Below are 20,012 nucleotides of genomic sequence, written 5' to 3'. Positions count from 1 at the left end.
CAATTTAGAATAAATTGATGGTGAGTTTAAAATTCAACTTTCCAATGTCGACCTTTCAACTGACTGATGACTTATATTTTCCACCTGTTTCTGAATCTGATAAAGACGGTTTGGTGGCCATTGGAGGAGATCTGAGTTCGGATCGACTCATGCTGGCTTACCAATCAGGTATTTTCCCCTGGTACAATGATGATGAGCCGATCATGTGGTATAGTCCTGACCCACGTTTTGTTTTACTTCCAGACAAACTTTATGTCAGCAGATCCATGCGTAGTGTTTTGAGAAAAGAAGAATTTACAGTCACTTTCAATCAGGATTTTGAAGGTGTAATCAATAGCTGCAGGCAAATGCAACGGTCCGGTCAGGACGGCACATGGATTACAGAAGAAATGGTAGAAGCTTACATTAAGCTTAATAAACTGGGACATGCTCAATCAGTGGAAGTATGGAAAGATAATGAGCTTGTGGGTGGCATGTACGGGATAAATTTGGGGACCGTTTATTGTGGTGAATCCATGTTTTCGAAAGCGAGCAATGCTTCCAAAGTTGCGCTGATCGTTTTCATACAAAAATTCAAAGAAGAGGGAGGACAATTATATGACTGCCAGGCATACACCGATCACATGGCGAGTATGGGTGCAGAGATGATCGAAAGGAATGAGTTCTTGAAGTATTTGGATAACGTTCAAAACCCCTCCGCATAATTATCACCCCTCATATAATCTGCTCCACCTTCCAGTTTCCCATCTTCTCTAATAAGGATGCAATCCATTCGACCCATTGCTTCTCTCGGCTCAATTTCATGCCCCATTTTCTCCAACTTTAGAACAACCCTTGGATCTAACGGCCTCTCCTCGATCAGGATTCTATCCGGTAGCCATTGGCTATGTGTCCGCGTTGCATTCACTGCATCCTGCATACCCATCCCATGATCGATCACGTTCAAAATTGCTTGAAAATTAGAAGTAATGATTGTGGCTCCTCCAGGGGTGCCAACCACCATTTTAAGTTCCCCATCTTTTTCCACAATAGTAGGAGTCATGCTGCTGAGCATCCGTTTTTCCGGTTGAATAGCATTGGCTTCACCACCGACCAATCCAAATTGGTTTGACACTCCCGGTTTAGCGCTGAAGTCATCCATTTCATTGTTCAAGAAGAAACCTGCACCTTTTACATATACTTTGCACCCGAAAAATGAATTGAGCGTGGTGGTTAGTGATACTGCATTTCCTTCAGGATCAACGATGGAAAAATGAGTCGTTTCTACGCTCTCAATAATTTCCACTTCCCCTTCTTTTATTTCCTGAGAATCCGTCTTCTTTTTCAAAGAAATATCCGAAAAACGTTCTTTGTTGTAATCTGGAGATAAAAGCATTTTGACAGGGACGTCATAATAGTCGGGATCACCTAAATGGGTTGCCCTGTCAGCGTAAACCCTTCGTTCGAGCTCTGTCATCAGGTGAATAGTCTCAGTGGTATTGTGACCCATTTTTTGAATGTCGTATTGCTCAGCACCCTGTAAAAGTTGCAGCAGCGCTACACCACCACTGGAAGGGGGTGGCATGGAAATGACTCTATATCCTCGATAAGAACCAGCAATAGGTTCTCTCCATTTTGCGTTGTAATTTTTAAGGTCTGCCTCAGTGATTAACCCTCCACCGTATTGCATTTCTTTCACAATCTGATCTGCCACAATGCCCCCATAAAAACCTTCTCTACCATGGTCCCTGATCTGAGTTAGCGTACCGGCCAGTTCAGTAAACTTAATAGTGTCTCCGGCTTCCCATAGCTGATCTTTCACCAGAAAAAAATCAGAGCCATTGACCTGGGCAAAGACCTCTCTTTTTTCATTGAATTCGTCGGCTTGATCTTGAGTTATGGTAAATCCATAATAGGCAAGATTGATAGCTGGTTGTAAGAGTTCTGACAGTGGCCGGGTGCCCAGTTTATTATGAAGTTTTAGAATACCATCAACCGATCCGGGAACACCGGCTGCTTTGTAACCGATTGTGCTCATGTCCTCTATTACTTTACCGTTTACATCCAGATACATATTACGATTAGCGGCTTGTGGAGCTTTTTCCCTAAAATCCAATGACCCAATTGTGCCATCGTTCATCCGGTATACAGCAAAACCACCACCGCCAATATTTCCGGCCCGCGGGTAAACAACTGCCAGCGCAAACTTGACAGCAACTGCAGCGTCAATAGCGTTCCCGCCATTTTTCAGTACTTCCAGGCCGACTTTTGTCGCCAATGGATGAGCCGATGAAATCATGGCGTTTTCACCTAAAGGCCCGGTTTCGGATGGTATAGGCGTATATGATCGCTGTGACTGGCAGGCAAAAAAAAGAAAAAGGAGGATAGTGAATTTAAGGTGCTTCATGGTTTAGGATTTCATTCGCACAATTTTAGTGCGCTTTCTTGTTCGATGTTTTTTCTGATCGTAGGGAAACCAGTGCTTCCTTGGCTTAACCACCTTCACCGTATGTGATCCTGTACTACAAGATGGGATGGCCAGGCTGGAGCCTACTACAATTATTGCTAAAAGTATTTTTTTGATCATAATCAGAGTGAAAGCTAATCAACGTCTATTCGGTAAAAAAATGACGGGACAACAGCGTTATAGGAAAAGAATTATGACTTTTTTCATAAGTCTGTCTTTATCAAGGGCTAATGAAGTCCTCGATAAAGCAATTACTGAAACGAAAAATTTTGTTGTTACGGGTCTAATGATTATCTTCATCAGCCCTAAGCGAAAAAATGATCTAGTCAACCAAGAAAGCCAACTAACCAACTATGAAAGATTCACCTAGAACTCCATTGGAAATTGAAATTCCGAAAGGTTACAGAAGATATAAATTGAAGGGTGTGGATCGTGAAATAATAGCAAAAAAAGGTGGCCCAACAGCCAGTCAAATAAAAACCAAAGCATCTTACAAAGAGCTAAGAAATAATCAGAAAGAATTTGGTGTAGCCTCCATGATGGCCAAAACTTTGCGCCAGTCTTTATCAACCGGAATGTCGGAAATTTGTGAAACATATGTTTCCGGAAAATTGACAGCACAGTTTCGTAATCTGGCAAAAATGGAAGAGGGGAAAACGGGAACCAGACCTTTGTTCCTTAGCAAACATGGGCATCTACTTAATGGATTTGAGTTCAACTCAAAAGCACCATATGAGAAGATTTTCGGTGCAAAGTATTTTGTGAAACCGGGCTCACAAAGAGGGCAGGTGATTCTTCACTTCCCGGCTTTCATCCCAGAAAAAACATTTAAAAGTCCGAAAGGGGCTACCAATTTTAAGATTACCGCACGCCTTATTGCATTATCAGATTATCAGTTTGATCAAAAAGCAGAGGGGTATGTGCCGGTTAATAAGGATCTTCATGGAAAGTATGGTACCTATGATAGCGCCATGCTTCCTTTACTCAAGATTCCTACTGAGCCCATGACAGGCATGATCTCGATAGATAATCGAATTATACCTGAAGGTACAGGGTTGTTTCTGGTGATGGCAATCAGTTTTTACAAAATGGAAAAAGGAAAATTCCATCACCTGAACAAAGAGAGTAGCATGCAAATTCAACGAGTGCTATAACCTATTACGCAAGAGGTTCGTTTTTCATTATGAAAAACCTCAACCTCATGAAATCATTATCCACCTACCTGGTTTCGATTCTTTGCTACACAATTGTCTGCTCTCAGGACAATTATGATTTAGCGCGAGCTAATTACAGCGAAAAAGAAATAGACTCTGCTCGATACTTTATCAACAAGTGTCTGGCTCAAAAGCCAACTGCTGAAGAGTACTTTCTTAGTGCGATGATCCACGAGGCAGAGAATAAAGACTTAAGGGCTTTGGCAGATTATGAAGCTGTAATTAAAAAGGATCCTAACAATCTGGAAGCCTATTTTAAGAAGGGTCTTATCTACTACAATTCGGCAAGCACTGAGCAGGCGATTAAGGACTTCACTTTTGTTTTGGAAAACCATCATAGATCAGAAACAAACGCCATCTATTATGGTACTGATCCATCAGGAGCTAACGGAACTTTTCTTACCACTTTACAGACTATGATTAGTCAGGTTCACCAGTACAGAGGTATGGCTTATCAGAAAAATGGAGAGTGGGATAAAGCATTGAATGATTTTACGAAAGCTTTTGAATTTGACACTATTGCAGATTGTTATATCAATCGATCCCAGCTTTATGCTAAAATGGGAAGGGAGGATGCTGCAATTGCTGACTTAAAGTCGGCCATTCAATTGGATTCAGGAAATTATCATGCCTGGTACAACCTGGCTATCCTCGATGAGTCCACCCAACTGCCTACCTCCTTAATTTCCGATGAAGAATTTACGCCAATGTTAAACCTCGTTGGGGCCAATGCCTATGAAAGTGGAGATTTCAGCAAGGCTGTTATGTATCACACCAAAGCGATAGAGGCCAATCCCGAAGATGATTTGGCTTTTTTGAGCAGGGGTAAGGCTTTATTAAGGACTGGAGCCCATGGACAAGCCAGACAAGACTTTATCAAAGCCTTACAATTGGAGCCAGCACGTGTTGAAGCATTCTATCTTATTGGTAATGCTCTTTTTTATGAAAAGAGATATCAGGATGCTGTTGGTTTCTACGAGCAATATCTTTCTGTTGACTCGAGTTATGAAAATGTATGGTTCAACGCAGCAATGGCATATCTGAGTCTTGATGAAAAAGAAAAGGGCTGTAATTATTTAAATAAAGCAGATCAACTGGGGATGGAGCAGGCTGCTGAAATGTTGGAAAAGCAGTGTGGTAGCCAGTAGGTAAATTTCTTTTTATCTTTGTAGTATGGCAAATAAAACAAGTTTGAAAATAGATATGCATACGCATATCCTCCCTCACAATATTCCAAATTTCGCTGATAAGTTTGGATATGGAGACTTTATTCACCTTTTGCATCATAAGCCGGAAGCGGCAAGAATGATGAAGGGGGATAAGTTTTTCAGGGAAATCCAATCAAACTGTTGGGACGAAAAGCTGAGAATTGAAGAGTATAAGAAATTTGACACCCAGGTTCAGGTAGTTTGTACCATTCCGGTGATGTTTAGCTACTGGGCAGATGCCCATGATTGCCTTGATCTATCTATGTTTCTGAACGATCATATTGCTCAGGTTCAAGATGAGAATCCTAAGCATTATATTGGGTTGGGAACGATTCCGATGCAGGACACGGATTTGGCAATTAAAGAGCTGGAGCGACTTAAAAAACTGGGAATTCCCGGTGTTCAGATAGGCTCAAACATCAACAATCATAATCTCAGCAAACCTCGCTTTTTCGAATTTTATGAAGCATGTGAAAGCTTGGGGATGGCTATTTTAGTTCACCCATGGGAAATGATGGGGAAAGAATACATGGAGAAATACTGGCTGCCATGGCTTGTAGGAATGCCGGCAGAGACAGCCAGAGCAGCAGCCTCCATGATTTTTGGCGGAGTGTTTGAACGCTACCCGAAATTGCGTGTGTGCTTTGCGCATGCAGGCGGTTCGCTATTGGCGACCATAGGTAGACTGGAGCATGGCTTTAATTGCCGACCTGACTTGGTTGCTGTTCATAATAACGTAAATCCACGCGAATACCTCGGAAAATTCTGGGTAGATAGCATCACGCATGATCCTACCTATTTGCAATATGTCATTGATTTAATAGGATCAGAAAAAGTGTGCCTGGGGTCTGATTACCCATTCCCTCTTGGTGATCTGGAGATTGGGAAATTCATTGAGGAGATGGATATTCCTCAGCAGGATTTAGATAATATTTTCTATCAGTCAACACTGGATTGGCTGGGTATGGGTGAAAGTAAAAACAAGGAGCTATTAAAAGTTTTGATGGAAGAGAAGTAGGAACGTTTGCGTCATTTCGACGATAGGAGAAATCCCCTTAACAAATACCTAACTATTAATTTTTTATAGATTTCTCGTTGCTCACGAAAATATCCCCTTGAGAGGATTATATGGGTGTTTTGCTGATTATTCCACAGATTTGAAGATTAAAAACACCCTCTAGTCTCCGAAGCATCGGCCCGGCCTGAAGGGCGGAATTTCTCAGAAAATAGTATCAATACTCTTACTTCGAACTCCGGTTAAATAAAACTAATTCTCTTTCAAATACTTATCCAAAGACATTCTAGCCACTTTGCTTACTCGATTTTTAAGGTAGGGAGACCATCCCATCAATATCCCGGTAAGCCCCAGAGCCATTTTTGACCATCTCCAAAAATCAAATTCATCCATGTGTTTAATGATTAGCCCGTCCTTAAATTCCATGGTGGTGTGAATGATGTTATGAACCGGATTTCCGGTTTTAGAAAATTCATAGTCGGCTTCCCAGATGCACTGCGCCATTTCTGAATCTCCCATGACAGTATGAAAATCTATCTCGAGTTGTCCCTTGGATCGTTTGATTAGCATCTCCCACATGCCGGTTACTTCCTTATAATTAAGATTTTGAAATACCGGATCATTGAATGTCACGTCCTTGTGGTAACAATCAGCCATTGATTTTGAATCTAACTGCTGAAATGACTTATAAAATTTCTCTAGTGTTGATTTACTCATAAATATGTTGCTATCAGATGCTCTTTCACTTTTGGAAGTCCTGTGCTGGCCGCTTCTTCATAAAGATAAAAGTTATGGCCACTTGCAATTTCGGGAATCTTAGGGTCAATAATAAACTTGGGTACTTCTGGGCGAACAAAATCCAAAAGTCCAGCTGCAGGATATACAATTAAGGATGTACCTGCTACGATAAAAATATCAGCAGTTAATACTTCTTGAATCGCGGGCTCCATCATTGGTACAGGTTCCCCAAACCATACTATGTGTGGACGAAGCTGTGAGCCTTTTGCGCATTTATCCCCCTCTTTCAACTCCCAACCATCTAGTTCATAGATAAGCTCCGGATCAAGCGAACTACGTACCTTACTTATTTCCCCATGCAGGTGCAGCACATTTGTGCTTCCTGACTTCTCATGCAACGCATCTATATTTTGAGTGATTACAACTACATCAAACTGTTCTTCTAAATCGGCCAGAGCAAAATGACCGGGATTGGGGTTTACTTCCAATGCCTGCTTACGACGTTGATTATAAAACTCCAGAACCATCGCTCGATTTGTAGCCCATGCCTCAGGGGTAGCAACTTTCGTAACATCGTGCCCTTCCCATAGACCTCCTGAATCACGAAAGGTCTTGAGACCACTTTCCGCACTTATTCCGGCACCTGTAAGTACAACTATTTTTTGCTTCATAAAAAAAGCTTCCATTTGGAAGCTTTAAGTTAGTGAGAATGTTCTTTTTAGTTCAGCGGGAAACGCACACCGCCAAAGAGTGATAGTTGATCAGCGTTTCCTAAAACATACTTCGCCTCAGCAAATGGGGTTACTGATCCGCCTGCATCAAAGTTGGCGCCTATACCAAGATTAAGTCCTAGTTCTGAATCACTAGCACTTCCAAATCCCGGCGCATCAACTTTAACTCCTGTTATATTCAGACCAGCAATTCCATATACTGTGGCATTACTTTCACTAAATATATAGTTGATGTTACCGTTCAGTTCCCACCATGTGACATTATTCTTTTTGAAATAGTAAATAAAGCTTGGCGCAATGTTTATAACATCTGTTGCTGCAAATTCTCCATTCACACCAATACCTGCACTCTCAATTTCTGAGCCATAAGCTAAACCTACTCCTACTTTTGATTGGGCTTGTGAGGCAAGTGATATTACGGTAAAGAGAATGATTGATAAGATTAATTTTTTCATAGTTGATTTGGTTTTATTTCTATAAATGTAACACAATAAAATATGATTATTCATAGTCATAAAATAACATTTCCTATTCAAAATAAATGAAAAATAGTACCGAAATTGTAATGGAATTGCCTTTGAAAGGCTATTTTCTTAATCCTGAGGCATATATTCGTGTATTTACATACGCGGATAAAAATACCTATCATACGGTATTCTAAACTTCAATTCCTCTTCATATATTGCACGCATTGTACAACCAAAATAAAAAACAAAATGAAAAAATCATTACTAACCGCTACACTAGTAGCAATTTTCGGATTTGCTAATGCACAAACAGATCAGGGTGGATGGCTTGTAGGAGCATCATCTAATCTCGGATTTTCTTCTACTAGCTATGATGCACCTGGAGCTGACAATACCTCTAGCTTCAATTTTGAAGTAGCAGGAGGCTATTTCATAATGGATAATCTTGCAGCAGGATTAAATATTGGAATTGCCAATGAGAAAGAGGGTGATGACAAGACAACAGTTACTGCATTTGGACCTTTCGCGCGATACTATGTGAATGGTACTTTCTATGTGGGAGCATCATTCGCTGCTGCGAAAGTAAAGAACGAATTTACTGGTGGCAGTTCAGATTTTAGCTTTAGTATACTTGGACTTGAAGCTGGATATCCTATTTGGATTGTTGATAATGTAGCAATTGAGCCAGGCCTTAGATATGATATGGCTTCAGGTAGCGACATTACGAATAACAATTCATTTGGAGTAAACATAGGATTTAATCTTTACTTCTAAATTAGAATATATTAATCCTACCCTTCCTGCCCGGAAGGGTTTTTTTATGCTTGTTTGACAAAAATATTTGCAGATAGAGATATTTTTTACTGATTAAGGTGTGCATAACTTACATATATGTACAATCACAATAAAAACAACGGTGAAAAAAGAATTACTAACCGCTACTCTGGTAGTGGTTTTCGGATTTGCTAATGCACAAACCGATCAGGGTGGATGGCTTATAGGACCATCTACCAATCTTGGATATACATCTACAAGCTATGATGATCCAACATTGAATAAAATCACAAATTTTAATTTAGAGTTAGGAGCCGGCTCTTTTCTAATAGATAATCTTGCTGCTGGAGTTACGGTTGGATATGAAAAAGTGAAAGAAGGTTTTGATGGGAACACGACAACTTTTATCGGACCGTTTGTCAGATATTATGTGAAAGGAACTTTCTTTGTTGGAGCATCTTATGCCGCAGCGAGCCGTGAAGAAGTATTTGCCAGAGCTCCGGTGAAAGTTAACTTCAGAATTTTGGCATTTGAGGCCGGATACCCTATTTGGATTGTTGACAACATTGCCATTGAGCCCAGCTTAAATTATGGCATGGCCTCTGATGATGATATTATAGATAGTAATACATTCGGAGTTAATGTGGGATTAAATCTTTACTTCTAAATAGAGAATTCATTAAACCAAGGGGATGTCTCAAAAGGTAATTTCTAAAATTCAAGAACTTTCAATTAATACCCCTATAATCCCCTCAAGGGGATATTCCCCTTTGAAGGGGGTACGGGGGATGTTGAATTCGGATGACACTCTATTTTTTTAATGAACAGGAGCGTAAATAATCTTTTTTGTTTCAAAGAATTCTTCTGAGTAATAGTCTGAAAGATCTTTCTCAATATACCTCCGTCCAAACTCCTTCATCTCTTGAGTTAAGTCTCCTCCTTTGAGTAGGATCATGCCATTATCCAGATCATTTCGCTGTTCTTTACTCACTTTCTGGTGCGCCCAAATAAAAAGCTGCTTTGTTTGAGCTACCGCTCTGGAAACCACAAAATCATACTTGCCCTTTACTTTCTCCATTCGTTGGTGTTCAGCCGTTAGGTTTTCAAGTCCAATTGCATTGGCTACTTCTTGCACCACAGTTATTTTCTTTCCGATGGAATCGACCAAATGAAAATGAGCGTCAGGATATAAGATCGCCAAAGGAATTCCGGGAAAGCCACCGCCTGTACCAACATCCAGGATTTTGGAACCGGGCACAAACTGGGTGAACTGAGCAATGGCCAGGCTATGAAGCACGTGCCTTTCATATAACTGTTCGATATCCTTTCGACTGACCACATTGATTTTAGCATTCCACTCTTCATAGAGTGATTGGAGTTGTGCGATCTGATCCTGCTGTTTTTCAGTCAGATCTGGGAAGTATTTAAGAATGATTTCGATGTGCTTAAGCTTAAGTGATGCTGAACCTGCCGACCGCAGGCAGGCTCTCTTCAACATTTGTTTTCATTCCACAAAGATTCTTGAAATAATCATGACAAAAAAATAAAGAACTTCGTCACCTCGACAGCTGGAGAGGTCTCCTAGCTAACTGGTTTCCTGTCTGGAGACTTCTCACAAGGTTCGAAGTGTCGCTTCTTTTTTGTCATTTCTTTTTAGTTCCGAACAACATTATAGTGATCAAATATGCTTTTTCTTATCCTTCACCAACTCATACATTAACTCTCGCGCCCTATGGAGTTGGGCTTTCACTGTACCTAAAGGAGCTTCAAGCTCTTTGGCTATTTCGTCATACGAAAGCTCATCAAAGTAGCGAAGCTTTACGAGTCGCTGGTACTTGGCGGGTAGCTTATCCACAAACATGCGCACAAGCTCTATCTTCTGGTCTTTGATAGTCTCCTGATCAGGAGTGAGGTTTTTATCCTGCACGTCAATATTCACTGACTCACCGCTATCATCGGTAAAGGTGCTGTTAAGACTGAATGTATTCAGTTTCTTTTTCCGGATGAAGTCAATCGCATTGTTCGTTGCAATTCGAAAAAGCCAGGTACTGAAGGTATAATCCTTTTTAAACCTGCCTAAATTCTTAAACGCTTTGGCAAATGCTTCTATCGTCAGGTCTTCCGCATCATCTACGTTTCGGACCATTTTTAGAATCATATGGTATACGGGTTTTTTATATCGTTGCATCAGCTCAGCATAAGCTGCCTGATCCTTGCCTTCTGTAGCAAGGTCTATAAGTTTAAAATCCCGCAGTGCCTTTTCAGAAAACTGACGATTTAGTTCTTCCATGTAATGTCCTTTACGAGTTTTGACCACATTGCTATCACCGGAGTGAGCACTGCGTATAGCATGTCAACGAGTGGGAGTAAGATATAGTTGATCTGCACCCCCATTTTGCTCGCAGCAAATCTATAACTCACTAATTTAATAAATAGGTAAAAAAGGAGCACTGGAAAGAAAAATATGTGTGAAGTATTTATAAAGAATAATAAAAGGAAAAGGAGATGGCTGACATGGAATAGTGTTAGAAATAGCTGATCACTTGGTTTATATCGCCCCGCCACGGATAAGTGCCTTAGTTTTTGAATGAAATATTCTTTCCATGATTTTTTTGGGTAAGTGGTTACAAGACTGTCTTTTCCTAAATAAACTGATGTATTTGATCTGTTTGCGTTGGACTGGATGAAGAGGTCGTCATCACCTCCCTGAATAGATTTGATTGAATCATACTTATTCGAACTCTCGAAAAAAAACTTCCTAATGGCCATATTTCTACCTACTCCCATATAAGGCTTACCCTGAAGGGCCCTTCCAATGTAAAGGAATCCCGTGTGGAAAGCTTCAAAACTGATATAACTGCTTAAGAATGAATTTTCACTTTTATATGGTGATAAACCGATAAGGATACTAACCTTTTCATTAATGTGTTTCCTAATTGTATCCAGCCATTGGTTTGAGTTTGGCACACAATCAGCATCCGTAAATATTAGCCAATCTCCGTCTGCCTGCTCTGTGATTTTTGAAAGGGCGTACTTCTTAGGATTCCACTCATCTGGAACTTCAGATATGCTCACCACCTTCAGGACACTTGAGCCGATAGATTTCAGGAACTGTTCTGACTCGTCCGTACAACGATCCAACCCAATAATGATCTCGAAGTTTTTGTATGATTGACTGAGTAGTACGGGGATAAATTTTTTGAGATTTTCCTCTTCGTTATGAGCCGCTATGACGATGCTAAATTTTGGTGTATGATCTTTTGATCCGAGTTGATACCGGAAAAATGCAATAGCCAGATAACCCGTAATGGCAAGATGAATAAGTCCGGCAATGCACCAAAGAATAAAAATCATTTAGTGAAGTAAACAAAAACCTGTAATCAAACTGCAATCTGCTGAATGTAAATACCAGCCCCATAGCTTTTCCGTTTATTTTTGCGCCCTCAATGCAATTCGAACTACATCATACAGACAGTAAGTCAGCGGCACGGGCAGGCACAGTAAAAACGGCTCATGGGGAGATACAAACTCCGATTTTTATGCCTGTTGGGACAGCCGGAACTGTTAAGGCTGTTCATCAAAGGGAATTGAAAGAAGATATCAAAGCTCAAATCATTCTTGGCAATACATACCATCTCTACATGCGTCCTGGGCTTGATGTAATTGAGCAGGTCGGAGGGTTACATAAATTCAGCGGCTGGGATAGACCAATTCTCACCGATAGTGGAGGATATCAGGTTTATTCCCTGGCGGACAATCGAAAAATCGTTGAAGAAGGAGTCCACTTCCAATCACATAAGGATGGGAGCAGGCATTTCTTTACTCCTGAGTCCATCATGGACATCCAGCGAACAATTGGTGCCGACATTATCATGGCATTTGATGAATGCACACCATACCCATGTGAGTATGATTATGCAGAAAAATCCATGCATATGACGAATCGCTGGCTGGATCGATGCATAAACCGATTTGATGAGACAGAAGGGAAGTATGGATATGATCAGACCTTATTCCCAATTGTACAGGGCAGTGTGTACAAGGATTTAAGAACTCAGTCTGCTGAGTACATAGCGAGCAAAGAGCGAGAGGGAAATGCCATTGGAGGACTTTCTGTTGGTGAGCCCGCTGAGGATATGTATGTGATGACTGATCATGTTTGTGGAATCCTCCCTAAGGATAAACCAAGGTATTTGATGGGTGTGGGTACTCCCGCCAATATTCTGGAGTGCATAGCCTTAGGTGTAGATATGTTTGACTGTGTGATGCCTACCCGAAATGCCAGAAATGGCATGTTGTTCACTACTCAGGGCATTGTTAATATTCGGAATGAGAAATGGAAAGATGATTTTTCTCCTATTGATCCGGAACTGGGAGGATATACGAGCACCTTTTACACCAAAGGATACCTAAGGCATTTGATTACGAGCAATGAGATTCTTGGCGCACAAATTGCAAGCATCCAGAACTTAACATTTTACCTGTGGTTGGTGGGTGAAGCGCGTCAGCAAATCTTAAATGATAACTTCGCAAGTTGGAAAGAAAAAATGGTCAAAAAGGTGAGTCAACGACTCTGATAATCAGTGAATGAAAAAGCTCGACTGGTACATATTAAAGAAAATTCTTGCGGCTTTCGTTTTTGTGGTTGTGTCACTAGAGGTGATTATCTGTGTGTTGGATTATGTAGATAAGAATGATGACTTCATTAAGAATGAGCTTTCATCTGAACAAATCTGGGATTACTATTTCACCTTTATCCCATTTATTGCCAGCCTGCTCATGCCTATTACCGTTTTTATTGCCACGGTTTTCACGACTGCAAAAATGGCTGGTAAAACAGAGATAGTAGCTATTCTGGCAAGTGGTGTGAGTTTCAGGAGAATGTTACTTCCATACTTGGTGGCAGCTGTTATGCTCGGTGTTGTCAGCTTTTTTCTCAATAGTTACATAATTCCTGAAGCCAACAAGTTCCGAATTGATTTTGAGCTGACATATTTAAAAGATCCGTTTTACAATACTGATAAACACATCCACATAAAAATTGCGCAGCGGGACAGCCTTGAGGATTATATTTATTTGTACCGATATGATGTACGGCGTGATGTGGGTACATCTGTAACGCTGGAAACGATTAAAGGAACTCAGTTGGTTGAGAAAATCACCGCACGTCAGATTTCATGGGATACTACAGGAAGGTGGAAACTTAAAAGGTGGCAAAAAAGAACACTGGATGAAATGGGAGAGACTATCACATCGGGTGATGAATTAGATACATTACTCAACCTTTCTCCTTCGGATTTTGGAAATAAGGATCGTATTTGGGAAACGATGACCATGCCGGAGCTCAACAGACACATCAAACTGCAAAAGTCCAGAGGTGCGGATGATGTCCATATCTTCCAGACTGAAAAATACATCCGCTACATGTCTCCGTTTACTGTACTCATTCTCATGGCAATAGGAGTGCTCGTTTCCGCGAAAAAATCAAGAGAAGGGACGGGATTTCAGATAGCACTCGGATTTGTTATTGCATTTGCTTTCATCATCACGTTTGTGCTTGGTAGGGCCATTGCAGAAGCTGATTCCATGAATCTGATCTTAGCTGTATGGATGCCAAATATCATCTTTAGTGGAGTGGCATTGCTGCTTTATAAAACTGTTCCCAGATGATACAGGAAAAGAAGGATTACCTGACACTTCATTTCATTGTCCTGATTTGGGGCTTTACGGCTATCCTGGGTTTGTTAATTGAGATACCCTCAGTTGAAGTAGTTTTCTATCGAACCTTGATAGCTTCATTAGGATTATATGTAGTACTTAAGTTTTGGAAGCGCCCCTTAAGAATCAATTCATCAAAACACGTCTGGATTATCCTGGGAACGGGTGGGTTAATCGCCGCACACTGGATCTTGTTTTTTCTGTCTGCTCGTATTTCCAATGCTTCTGTTTGTTTGGCAGGAATGGCCACCTGTTCACTTTGGACCAGTCTGATAGAACCAATTTCTCAGGGCAGGAAAATTAAGGGTTTTGAAGTGCTTTTGAGTATCATCGCTTTCATTGGGATTGGTGTAATTTTCAATGTGGAATTTGATTACCTGCTCGGACTGCTCACCGCGGTGCTATCTGCATTTATTGCTTCCGTTTTTACGGTAATCAATGGGCGGCTGACCAAGACCTATGATCCGTATGTAATCACCTTTTATGAAATGGTAGGTGCTTGCGCTGCAACAGCCATATTCTTCCCAATTTATAGCACCTATTTTGTTGATGGTCTCTCACTAAATCCATCCACTTCAGATTGGCTGTATTTGAGCGTTCTGGCAGTTATTTGCACGGTATATGCCTATTCTATTTCCGTTGAGTTGATGAAGCGACTTTCTGCCTTTTCTATCAATTTGGTAGTAAACCTGGAACCCGTTTATGGGATTATCCTGGCATTGATTATTTTCGGGGATAGCGAGGAGATGAGCCCCGGATTTTATTTAGGTACACTATTAATCCTAACCTCGGTGTTGCTCTATCCGTTACTGAACAGACGCTATAAAAAGAAAGCACTTTCAACCGATATTATCAGATAACACTATGCTATTAACTACTACAAACAATGTGGAGGGAAAAACCATCTCCACCTACTATGGCCTTGTCACCGGGGAGGCGATTATTGGCGCTAATATATTCAAAGACATTTTCGCATCCATCACCGATATTGTTGGTGGAAGATCGGGCGCATACGAGAAATCGTTAAAAGATGCCAAGAATATTGCAGTTCAGGAAATGATCGATGTAGCAAAGGCTTTGGGTGCCAATGCTGTAATTGCAATTGATCTTGATTACGAAACCCTCGGAAAGGACTCAGGGATGATGATGGTGAGTGCTAGTGGCACTGCTGTTAAATTAGATTAGAAAATAGCATATTTTGTATCTTGCCTGTATGGCAAGAAGATTACTATTCCTGTATGCGCTGAGTCTTACAATTAGTCTAAGCGCTCAATATTATCCATCCAGAAATGATTGGCAGTCAAAAGCCCCTTCATCTATTGGTCTAAAGCAAGCTTCTGTTGATGAAGCAGTTCAATTTGCATTAGACAATGAGTATTCGGGACAAACAGACTTAAGATTAGCAATTCTCGAGAGCTTCAGCCATGAGCCTTATCATGAACTGCAAGGTCCCACAAAAGACAGAGGTGAGCCAACCGGAATGATCATCAAAGACGGCTATGTGGTTGCTGAGTGGGGTGATATAGGGAGAGTAGATATGACATTTAGTGTGACTAAAAGCTATCTCTCCACAACCGCAGGTTTAGCTTTGGATGATGGACTTATTCGATCTGTAAAGGATAAGGTGAATGAGTATGTTTGGGATAAAACATTCGATGGGGATCATAATTCAAAGATCACCTGGGAGCACCTTTTACATCAGACGTCAGACTGGTCCGGATCATTGTTTGGTCTATATGACTGGGCAGACCGACCATCAAGAGATGGAAAATTGGATGATTGGAGGTATCGTGAGTTGAAAGAGCCGGGAACAAGTTACAAGTACAATGACGTACGGGTCAATGTTCTTTCATATTCTTTACTAAATGTATGGAGGAAGCCACTACCTCAAATACTGAAGGAGCGAATCATGGATCCGATTGGAGCAAGCACAACCTGGAGGTGGTATGGCTATGAAGACTCATGGACGACAATAGATGGTCAGCAAATGCAGGTGGTAAGTGGTGGAGGACATCATGGCGGTGGTTTATTTATTAATACGGAAGACCATGCCCGATTTGGGTTGTTATTTGCCCGAAAAGGAAAATGGAATAATCAACAGTTAATTTCTGAGCAATGGACAGCAATGATTCAGACCCCAGCAGTGGCATATGAAAGTTATGGATATATGTGGTGGCTGAATAAAGGCCCGAGAGCTTGGGATGGTTTACCGGATCATCTTTTTTACGCAGCGGGTTTTGGAGGTAATTTCATTGTTGTTGATCAGAAAAAAGATTTGGTTATTGTCACCAGATGGCTTGAGCCATCTAAAATTGGGGAGATGGTGAAGTTAGTCTATAATGGACTCGAATAGGTTATTTAATTGATACAATCACCTTTCCATGATGTTTCCCTTCCCCAAAATACTGAATGGCCTCACCTGTTTTTTCTAAAGAGAAAGGGCCATCAATTAATGGTTTGATCTTGCCTGACTCGTATAGGACATGAATCTGTTCCAGGTCTTTGTTGGCGTCAAGAGGCACAATATAAACGGGCTTTTTCATCACATGCTGAGCAAGAGCGATCTGTAGGAGTCGGCCAATTTTACCACCTACTGTTACATATTTCCCATTCGGGTTCAACATTTTTTGGTAGGCCTTTGGAGCTCGAGTTGTTTTAGCATCGAGAATTAAGTCGTACTTATTGCCGCTCCTGGTAAAGTCTTCCTTTTTGTAGTCGATGATATAGTCAAAGCCGGTCTCTTTCATGGCTTTCAATTTATCACCTGTATCTACACCGGTCACCTGACAATTATAGGTCTTTGCAATTTGTAGTCCAATAGAGCCAACACCTCCTCCGGCACCATTGATTAAGACATTCATGTCTTTTTCGATTTTGCCAAAATCTACCAATCCTTGCCAGGCTAGATTTGCAGCATGAGAAAGTGCTGTAGCCTCTTCAAAAGGGAGGTATTCAGGCTTTCTTACAATTGCGTTCTCATGGATTGCGACGTATTCGGCAAAGCTCCCAAAACCATGGGCAGAAATATCACCGTAGACAGCATCTCCGACCTTGAACTTTGTCACTTCATCTCCACAGGATTCAATTACTCCTGAAAGCTCCATACCGGGGATGGGATGTTTTGGTTTAAATAAACCAAAGAGGAGTCGGTAGAGTTTAGGTTCACCTCTTACCATACTCCAGTCGTAATCATTTACAGCACTGAAGTGTACCTTGATTAAAACCTCATTAGATTTCGGGGTGGGCTTTTCCACTTCTCTTAGCTGTAGCTTAGAAGTGGGGCCATAGGAATTACAAACGATTGCTTTCACAAATTGGTCGGTTAAGTTGACCAATTTAGGACGTTTGAGTTTACCAAAGAGTTACAATTGATCAAACTTCCTTGTCCATCAAATCTGTCACTACATGATAGCGAGGGTCATCGATGGATGATACGATCATATGTTCAAATTCAGGGCTGGCTTTATGGAGCAATGTTTTACACTCAGGGCTTAAGTGAACGAGCTTGACTCGCTTGCCATATTCTTTGTATTTCTGCTCCAGAGCATAGATGGCTTCAATGCCTGAATGATCACTCACCCTGGATTCCATGAAGTCTAGTTCGATAACCTCTGGATCATTGGCTGCATCGAATTTATTATTGAAAGCCTGCACCGACCCAAAGAAAAGTGGACCCCAGATTTCATACACTTTCGTGCCATCTTCTTTCATGAATTTCCGTGCACGAATCATCGTCGCATTTTGCCATGCAAAAACCAACGCAGACATAATAACCCCTACAATTACGGCGATAGCCAGGTCCTGCCATACGGTGATCGCTGAAACGGTTACCAAAACAATGGCATCTGCTAAAGGAATTTTATTGATGATGCGGAAGCTACTCCATGCGAATGTGCCAATCACCACCATGAACATAACTCCAACAAGCGCAGCGATCGGAATCTGCTCAATCAGTGGAGCAGCAAACAGGATGAAACATAGTAGCGCTACTGCTGCTGTGATACTGGAAAGACGACCTCTTCCTCCGGAACTCACATTGATGATAGACTGCCCAATCATCGCGCATCCTCCCATTCCACCGAAGAGTCCGTTCAGGATATTCGCTCCACCTTGAGCCACACATTCACGGTTTCCGCTACCACGGGTCTCGGTCATTTCATCGATGAGGTTTAGGGTCATGAGTGATTCGATCAACCCAACTGCGGCTAAAAGAAAAGCAGTGGAGATAATCAATCCCCAATGACCATTGAGGGTATCGAGTAAGCCGAAAATTTGAACCTGGAAACTAGGTAGACTTCCTTCCAGTCCGTTACCACCACCTTCTTTTATAAATGATCCTACTGTGCTCACATCCAGCCCTCCGAAAATCGTGATACAGGCTACTACTGCAATTCCGACTAATGCAGAAGGTATTTTTTTGGTGAGCTTTGGTAACAGAAACATGATTGCCATGGTAAGACCCACCAACCCAAGCATGATAAACAGGTCATTTCCCTGCATCCATTGATATTCGCCGTTCACTCGTTCTTTGAAAAGACCTAGCTGGGATAAGAAGATGACAATGGCCAATCCGTTTACAAAGCCCATCATCACCGAGTGAGGGATAAGTCGTACGAATTTTCCGAGGCGCAATACTCCTGCCATTGCCTGAATAACACCGACAATAAGTAGGGTGATGAATAGCCATTGCAACCCAAGGTTTTCAACGGGGTTAGATAAAGTCATTCCTACTTCATTTCCTTTCTGGATCATGTGCACCATCACAACGGCCATGGCACCAGTAGCCCCCGAGATCATCCCTGGTCTGCCCCCAAACATCGAGGTAACGATCCCCATCATAAATGCTCCATACAGTCCGACCATTGGGTCAATGCCCGCCACAAAGGCAAAGGCTACTGCTTCCGGTACCAGCGCAAGCGCTACGGTAAGTCCGGAAAGGATGTCATTTTTAGGATTAAAGGTGAAGTTTCGAAATAATCTTTTCATATGCGATCTCAAATGAGCGCGCAAAGATAGAATATTCGGGGAGGGTGTGTAAGGATGGGGAGATTATTTAATGCTTTGTATGGCGCATTCAAAGTCTGCCTTTACTTTCTTGCTTTTCAATCGATTGTAACTGCTTATAGTAAGCTTCAATTCTGGCATGCGCAGTGCCGTCTATCAATAAGATAACGATCATCATAGCTATAGTAGTGATACCAATTGCCCGCCAGGTTGGCGTGTTCATAAAAATAATGAGCAAAGCAGCTACAACGATAATCATTGGAACAACCTTGAAAACCACTGTATATTCTTTTAAAGTACTTTCTGCACGAGCTATTTCTGATGCTACGAACGCTGGGGCATCCTCATTATACGCTTTTTCAAATTGCTTGATTCTGACCTTATTGGTGTAAAATAAACCTAACCCAATGGTCATCAATAATCCTCCTGCTACCAGTAGTAGGATAATGTAAGCCTTGGCTAATTCGGTTTTACCGAGCTGCCAAAACCCAGCGCTTGCTGCTAAAAACAGAATGGCGAAAATGATGAAGAATCGGGTGGAGAAAACTTCCGCTTTAGCCCACTCGGTGGCTGCTTTTAATATGTCCATGTCTTATGTATTTAAAATCCTGTTGAAGGTTGATTGTTTGTGTTGAAATCGTTTATTGTTTGTTTAAAATTAAGATTGGGGGACTGATATGTTTGAGCAGTATTAGAA

The 20,012-nt window shown here is 41.3% G+C and carries 21 protein-coding genes; 11 read left to right on the top strand and 10 right to left on the bottom strand.

Features of this window, described 5'->3' with window-relative positions:
- Positions 1-44: 44 nt before the first annotated feature.
- Positions 45-704: a leucyl/phenylalanyl-tRNA--protein transferase gene (aat, locus tag RIC88_RS05930; RefSeq protein ID WP_350216592.1), complete on the top strand. Its 660-nt coding sequence runs from the start codon at positions 45-47 to the stop codon at positions 702-704.
- Here the strand turns inward: aat and ggt are convergent.
- Positions 686-2,386 (bottom strand): gamma-glutamyltransferase, encoded by a 1,701-nt coding sequence (ggt, locus tag RIC88_RS05925; protein ID WP_350216591.1) that lies wholly within the window; start codon positions 2,384-2,386, stop codon positions 686-688. The genes aat and ggt overlap by 19 nt on opposite strands.
- Positions 2,387-2,799: 413 nt before the next feature.
- Between ggt and RIC88_RS05920 the strand changes: the two genes are divergently transcribed.
- Genes RIC88_RS05920 through RIC88_RS05910 form a run of 3 tightly spaced genes read left to right on the top strand, consistent with a single transcriptional unit; the run spans position 2,800 to position 5,886 of the window.
- Positions 2,800-3,600 (top strand): hypothetical protein, encoded by an 801-nt coding sequence (locus RIC88_RS05920; RefSeq protein ID WP_350216590.1) that lies wholly within the window; start codon positions 2,800-2,802, stop codon positions 3,598-3,600.
- A 47-nt stretch (positions 3,601-3,647) separates the two neighbouring features.
- The gene (locus tag RIC88_RS05915) at positions 3,648-4,808 is read left to right on the top strand and encodes a tetratricopeptide repeat protein (protein WP_350216589.1); all 1,161 of its coding nucleotides are present in this window, start codon (positions 3,648-3,650) and stop codon (positions 4,806-4,808) included.
- 25 nt (positions 4,809-4,833) lie between these two features.
- Positions 4,834-5,886 carry an amidohydrolase family protein gene (locus tag RIC88_RS05910; protein ID WP_350216588.1) on the top strand — a complete coding sequence of 351 codons (1,053 nt, stop codon included), beginning with the start codon at positions 4,834-4,836 and terminating at the stop codon, positions 5,884-5,886.
- Positions 5,887-6,135: 249 nt separating this feature from the next.
- Here the strand turns inward: RIC88_RS05910 and RIC88_RS05905 are convergent, their stop codons facing one another.
- From RIC88_RS05905 to RIC88_RS05895, 3 genes are read right to left on the bottom strand one after another with little or no spacing between them, the layout of a single operon-like run.
- Positions 6,136-6,600 carry a nuclear transport factor 2 family protein gene (locus tag RIC88_RS05905; protein ID WP_350216587.1) on the bottom strand — a complete coding sequence of 155 codons (465 nt, stop codon included), beginning with the start codon at positions 6,598-6,600 and terminating at the stop codon, positions 6,136-6,138.
- Positions 6,597-7,292: an SIR2 family NAD-dependent protein deacylase gene (locus RIC88_RS05900; protein WP_350216586.1), complete on the bottom strand. Its 696-nt coding sequence runs from the start codon at positions 7,290-7,292 to the stop codon at positions 6,597-6,599. The genes RIC88_RS05905 and RIC88_RS05900 overlap by 4 nt, the downstream gene beginning before the upstream one ends.
- A 47-nt stretch (positions 7,293-7,339) precedes the next feature.
- Positions 7,340-7,807, bottom strand: a complete 468-nt coding sequence (locus RIC88_RS05895) for an outer membrane protein (protein WP_350216585.1) — start codon at positions 7,805-7,807, stop codon at positions 7,340-7,342.
- A gap of 261 nt (positions 7,808-8,068) precedes the next feature.
- Between RIC88_RS05895 and RIC88_RS05890 the strand changes: the two genes are divergently transcribed.
- Both RIC88_RS05890 and RIC88_RS05885 read left to right on the top strand, forming a co-directional pair.
- Positions 8,069-8,593, top strand: a complete 525-nt coding sequence (locus tag RIC88_RS05890) for an outer membrane beta-barrel protein (protein WP_350216584.1) — start codon at positions 8,069-8,071, stop codon at positions 8,591-8,593.
- A gap of 142 nt (positions 8,594-8,735) precedes the next feature.
- Positions 8,736-9,260 carry a hypothetical protein gene (locus RIC88_RS05885; RefSeq protein ID WP_350216583.1) on the top strand — a complete coding sequence of 175 codons (525 nt, stop codon included), beginning with the start codon at positions 8,736-8,738 and terminating at the stop codon, positions 9,258-9,260.
- A gap of 150 nt (positions 9,261-9,410) precedes the next feature.
- Here the strand turns inward: RIC88_RS05885 and rsmG are convergent, their stop codons facing one another.
- From rsmG to RIC88_RS05870, 3 genes are all read right to left on the bottom strand, one after another.
- Entirely contained in the window at positions 9,411-10,091 is a 681-nt protein-coding gene (gene rsmG, locus RIC88_RS05880; protein ID WP_350216582.1) for a 16S rRNA (guanine(527)-N(7))-methyltransferase RsmG, read from the bottom strand.
- A gap of 180 nt (positions 10,092-10,271) precedes the next feature.
- A complete protein-coding gene (locus tag RIC88_RS05875; protein WP_348283739.1) occupies positions 10,272-10,883 on the bottom strand; it encodes an RNA polymerase sigma factor in 612 nt (203 codons plus the stop codon).
- On the bottom strand, positions 10,871-11,947 hold the full coding sequence (locus RIC88_RS05870) for a glycosyltransferase (RefSeq protein WP_350216581.1): 1,077 nt from the start codon (positions 11,945-11,947) through the stop codon (positions 10,871-10,873). The genes RIC88_RS05875 and RIC88_RS05870 overlap by 13 nt, the downstream gene beginning before the upstream one ends.
- Positions 11,948-12,039: 92 nt before the next feature.
- Here RIC88_RS05870 and tgt point away from each other — a divergent pair, with 92 nt between their 5' ends.
- Genes tgt through RIC88_RS05845 form a run of 5 tightly spaced genes read left to right on the top strand, consistent with a single transcriptional unit; the run spans position 12,040 to position 16,664 of the window.
- Positions 12,040-13,170 (top strand): tRNA guanosine(34) transglycosylase Tgt, encoded by a 1,131-nt coding sequence (tgt, locus tag RIC88_RS05865; protein ID WP_350216580.1) that lies wholly within the window; start codon positions 12,040-12,042, stop codon positions 13,168-13,170.
- 10 nt (positions 13,171-13,180) lie between these two features.
- On the top strand, positions 13,181-14,263 hold the full coding sequence (locus tag RIC88_RS05860) for an LptF/LptG family permease (RefSeq protein WP_350216579.1): 1,083 nt from the start codon (positions 13,181-13,183) through the stop codon (positions 14,261-14,263).
- Entirely contained in the window at positions 14,260-15,171 is a 912-nt protein-coding gene (locus RIC88_RS05855) for a DMT family transporter (RefSeq protein WP_350216578.1), read from the top strand. Before RIC88_RS05860 ends, RIC88_RS05855 begins: the two co-directional genes overlap by 4 nt.
- A gap of 4 nt (positions 15,172-15,175) precedes the next feature.
- A complete protein-coding gene (locus RIC88_RS05850) occupies positions 15,176-15,496 on the top strand; it encodes a heavy metal-binding domain-containing protein (RefSeq protein WP_350216577.1) in 321 nt (106 codons plus the stop codon).
- Between the two features lie 28 nt (positions 15,497-15,524).
- The gene (locus RIC88_RS05845; protein ID WP_350216576.1) at positions 15,525-16,664 is read left to right on the top strand and encodes a serine hydrolase domain-containing protein; all 1,140 of its coding nucleotides are present in this window, start codon (positions 15,525-15,527) and stop codon (positions 16,662-16,664) included.
- Position 16,665: 1 nt separating this feature from the next.
- On the opposite strand, the gene RIC88_RS05840 is transcribed toward RIC88_RS05845, so the two are convergent.
- The 3 genes from RIC88_RS05840 to RIC88_RS05830 form a co-directional block, all read right to left on the bottom strand.
- Positions 16,666-17,622: an NAD(P)-dependent alcohol dehydrogenase gene (locus RIC88_RS05840; RefSeq protein WP_350216575.1), complete on the bottom strand. Its 957-nt coding sequence runs from the start codon at positions 17,620-17,622 to the stop codon at positions 16,666-16,668.
- 61 nt (positions 17,623-17,683) lie between these two features.
- On the bottom strand, positions 17,684-19,297 hold the full coding sequence (locus RIC88_RS05835; RefSeq protein WP_350216574.1) for a SulP family inorganic anion transporter: 1,614 nt from the start codon (positions 19,295-19,297) through the stop codon (positions 17,684-17,686).
- An 88-nt stretch (positions 19,298-19,385) separates the two neighbouring features.
- On the bottom strand, positions 19,386-19,904 hold the full coding sequence (locus RIC88_RS05830) for a hypothetical protein (protein WP_350216573.1): 519 nt from the start codon (positions 19,902-19,904) through the stop codon (positions 19,386-19,388).
- Between the last annotated feature and the right edge of the window lie 108 nt (positions 19,905-20,012).

Origin of the sequence: Ekhidna sp., from assembly GCF_040220215.1 — a bacterium.
GTDB lineage: Bacteria > Bacteroidota > Bacteroidia > Cytophagales > Cyclobacteriaceae > Ekhidna.
The sequence above is the reverse complement of the archived record's forward strand: the minus strand, read 5'-3'. Positions and strand labels throughout refer to the sequence as shown.

Excerpts from the sequence above, each read along its gene's own strand:
- aat (WP_350216592.1), top strand. The coding sequence starts at position 45 with ATGTCGACCTTTCAACTGACTGATGACTTATATTTTCCACCTGTTTCT.
- ggt (WP_350216591.1), bottom strand. The coding sequence starts at position 2,386 with ATGAAGCACCTTAAATTCACTATCCTCCTTTTTCTTTTTTTTGCCTGC.
- RIC88_RS05920 (WP_350216590.1), top strand. The coding sequence starts at position 2,800 with ATGAAAGATTCACCTAGAACTCCATTGGAAATTGAAATTCCGAAAGGT.
- RIC88_RS05915 (WP_350216589.1), top strand. The coding sequence starts at position 3,648 with ATGAAATCATTATCCACCTACCTGGTTTCGATTCTTTGCTACACAATT.
- RIC88_RS05910 (WP_350216588.1), top strand. The coding sequence starts at position 4,834 with ATGGCAAATAAAACAAGTTTGAAAATAGATATGCATACGCATATCCTC.
- RIC88_RS05905 (WP_350216587.1), bottom strand. The coding sequence starts at position 6,600 with ATGAGTAAATCAACACTAGAGAAATTTTATAAGTCATTTCAGCAGTTA.
- RIC88_RS05900 (WP_350216586.1), bottom strand. The coding sequence starts at position 7,292 with ATGAAGCAAAAAATAGTTGTACTTACAGGTGCCGGAATAAGTGCGGAA.
- RIC88_RS05895 (WP_350216585.1), bottom strand. The coding sequence starts at position 7,807 with ATGAAAAAATTAATCTTATCAATCATTCTCTTTACCGTAATATCACTT.
- RIC88_RS05890 (WP_350216584.1), top strand. The coding sequence starts at position 8,069 with ATGAAAAAATCATTACTAACCGCTACACTAGTAGCAATTTTCGGATTT.
- rsmG (WP_350216582.1), bottom strand. The coding sequence starts at position 10,091 with ATGTTGAAGAGAGCCTGCCTGCGGTCGGCAGGTTCAGCATCACTTAAG.
- RIC88_RS05875 (WP_348283739.1), bottom strand. The coding sequence starts at position 10,883 with ATGGAAGAACTAAATCGTCAGTTTTCTGAAAAGGCACTGCGGGATTTT.
- RIC88_RS05870 (WP_350216581.1), bottom strand. The coding sequence starts at position 11,947 with ATGATTTTTATTCTTTGGTGCATTGCCGGACTTATTCATCTTGCCATT.
- tgt (WP_350216580.1), top strand. The coding sequence starts at position 12,040 with ATGCAATTCGAACTACATCATACAGACAGTAAGTCAGCGGCACGGGCA.
- RIC88_RS05860 (WP_350216579.1), top strand. The coding sequence starts at position 13,181 with ATGAAAAAGCTCGACTGGTACATATTAAAGAAAATTCTTGCGGCTTTC.
- RIC88_RS05855 (WP_350216578.1), top strand. The coding sequence starts at position 14,260 with ATGATACAGGAAAAGAAGGATTACCTGACACTTCATTTCATTGTCCTG.
- RIC88_RS05850 (WP_350216577.1), top strand. The coding sequence starts at position 15,176 with ATGCTATTAACTACTACAAACAATGTGGAGGGAAAAACCATCTCCACC.
- RIC88_RS05845 (WP_350216576.1), top strand. The coding sequence starts at position 15,525 with ATGGCAAGAAGATTACTATTCCTGTATGCGCTGAGTCTTACAATTAGT.
- RIC88_RS05835 (WP_350216574.1), bottom strand. The coding sequence starts at position 19,297 with ATGAAAAGATTATTTCGAAACTTCACCTTTAATCCTAAAAATGACATC.
- RIC88_RS05830 (WP_350216573.1), bottom strand. The coding sequence starts at position 19,904 with ATGGACATATTAAAAGCAGCCACCGAGTGGGCTAAAGCGGAAGTTTTC.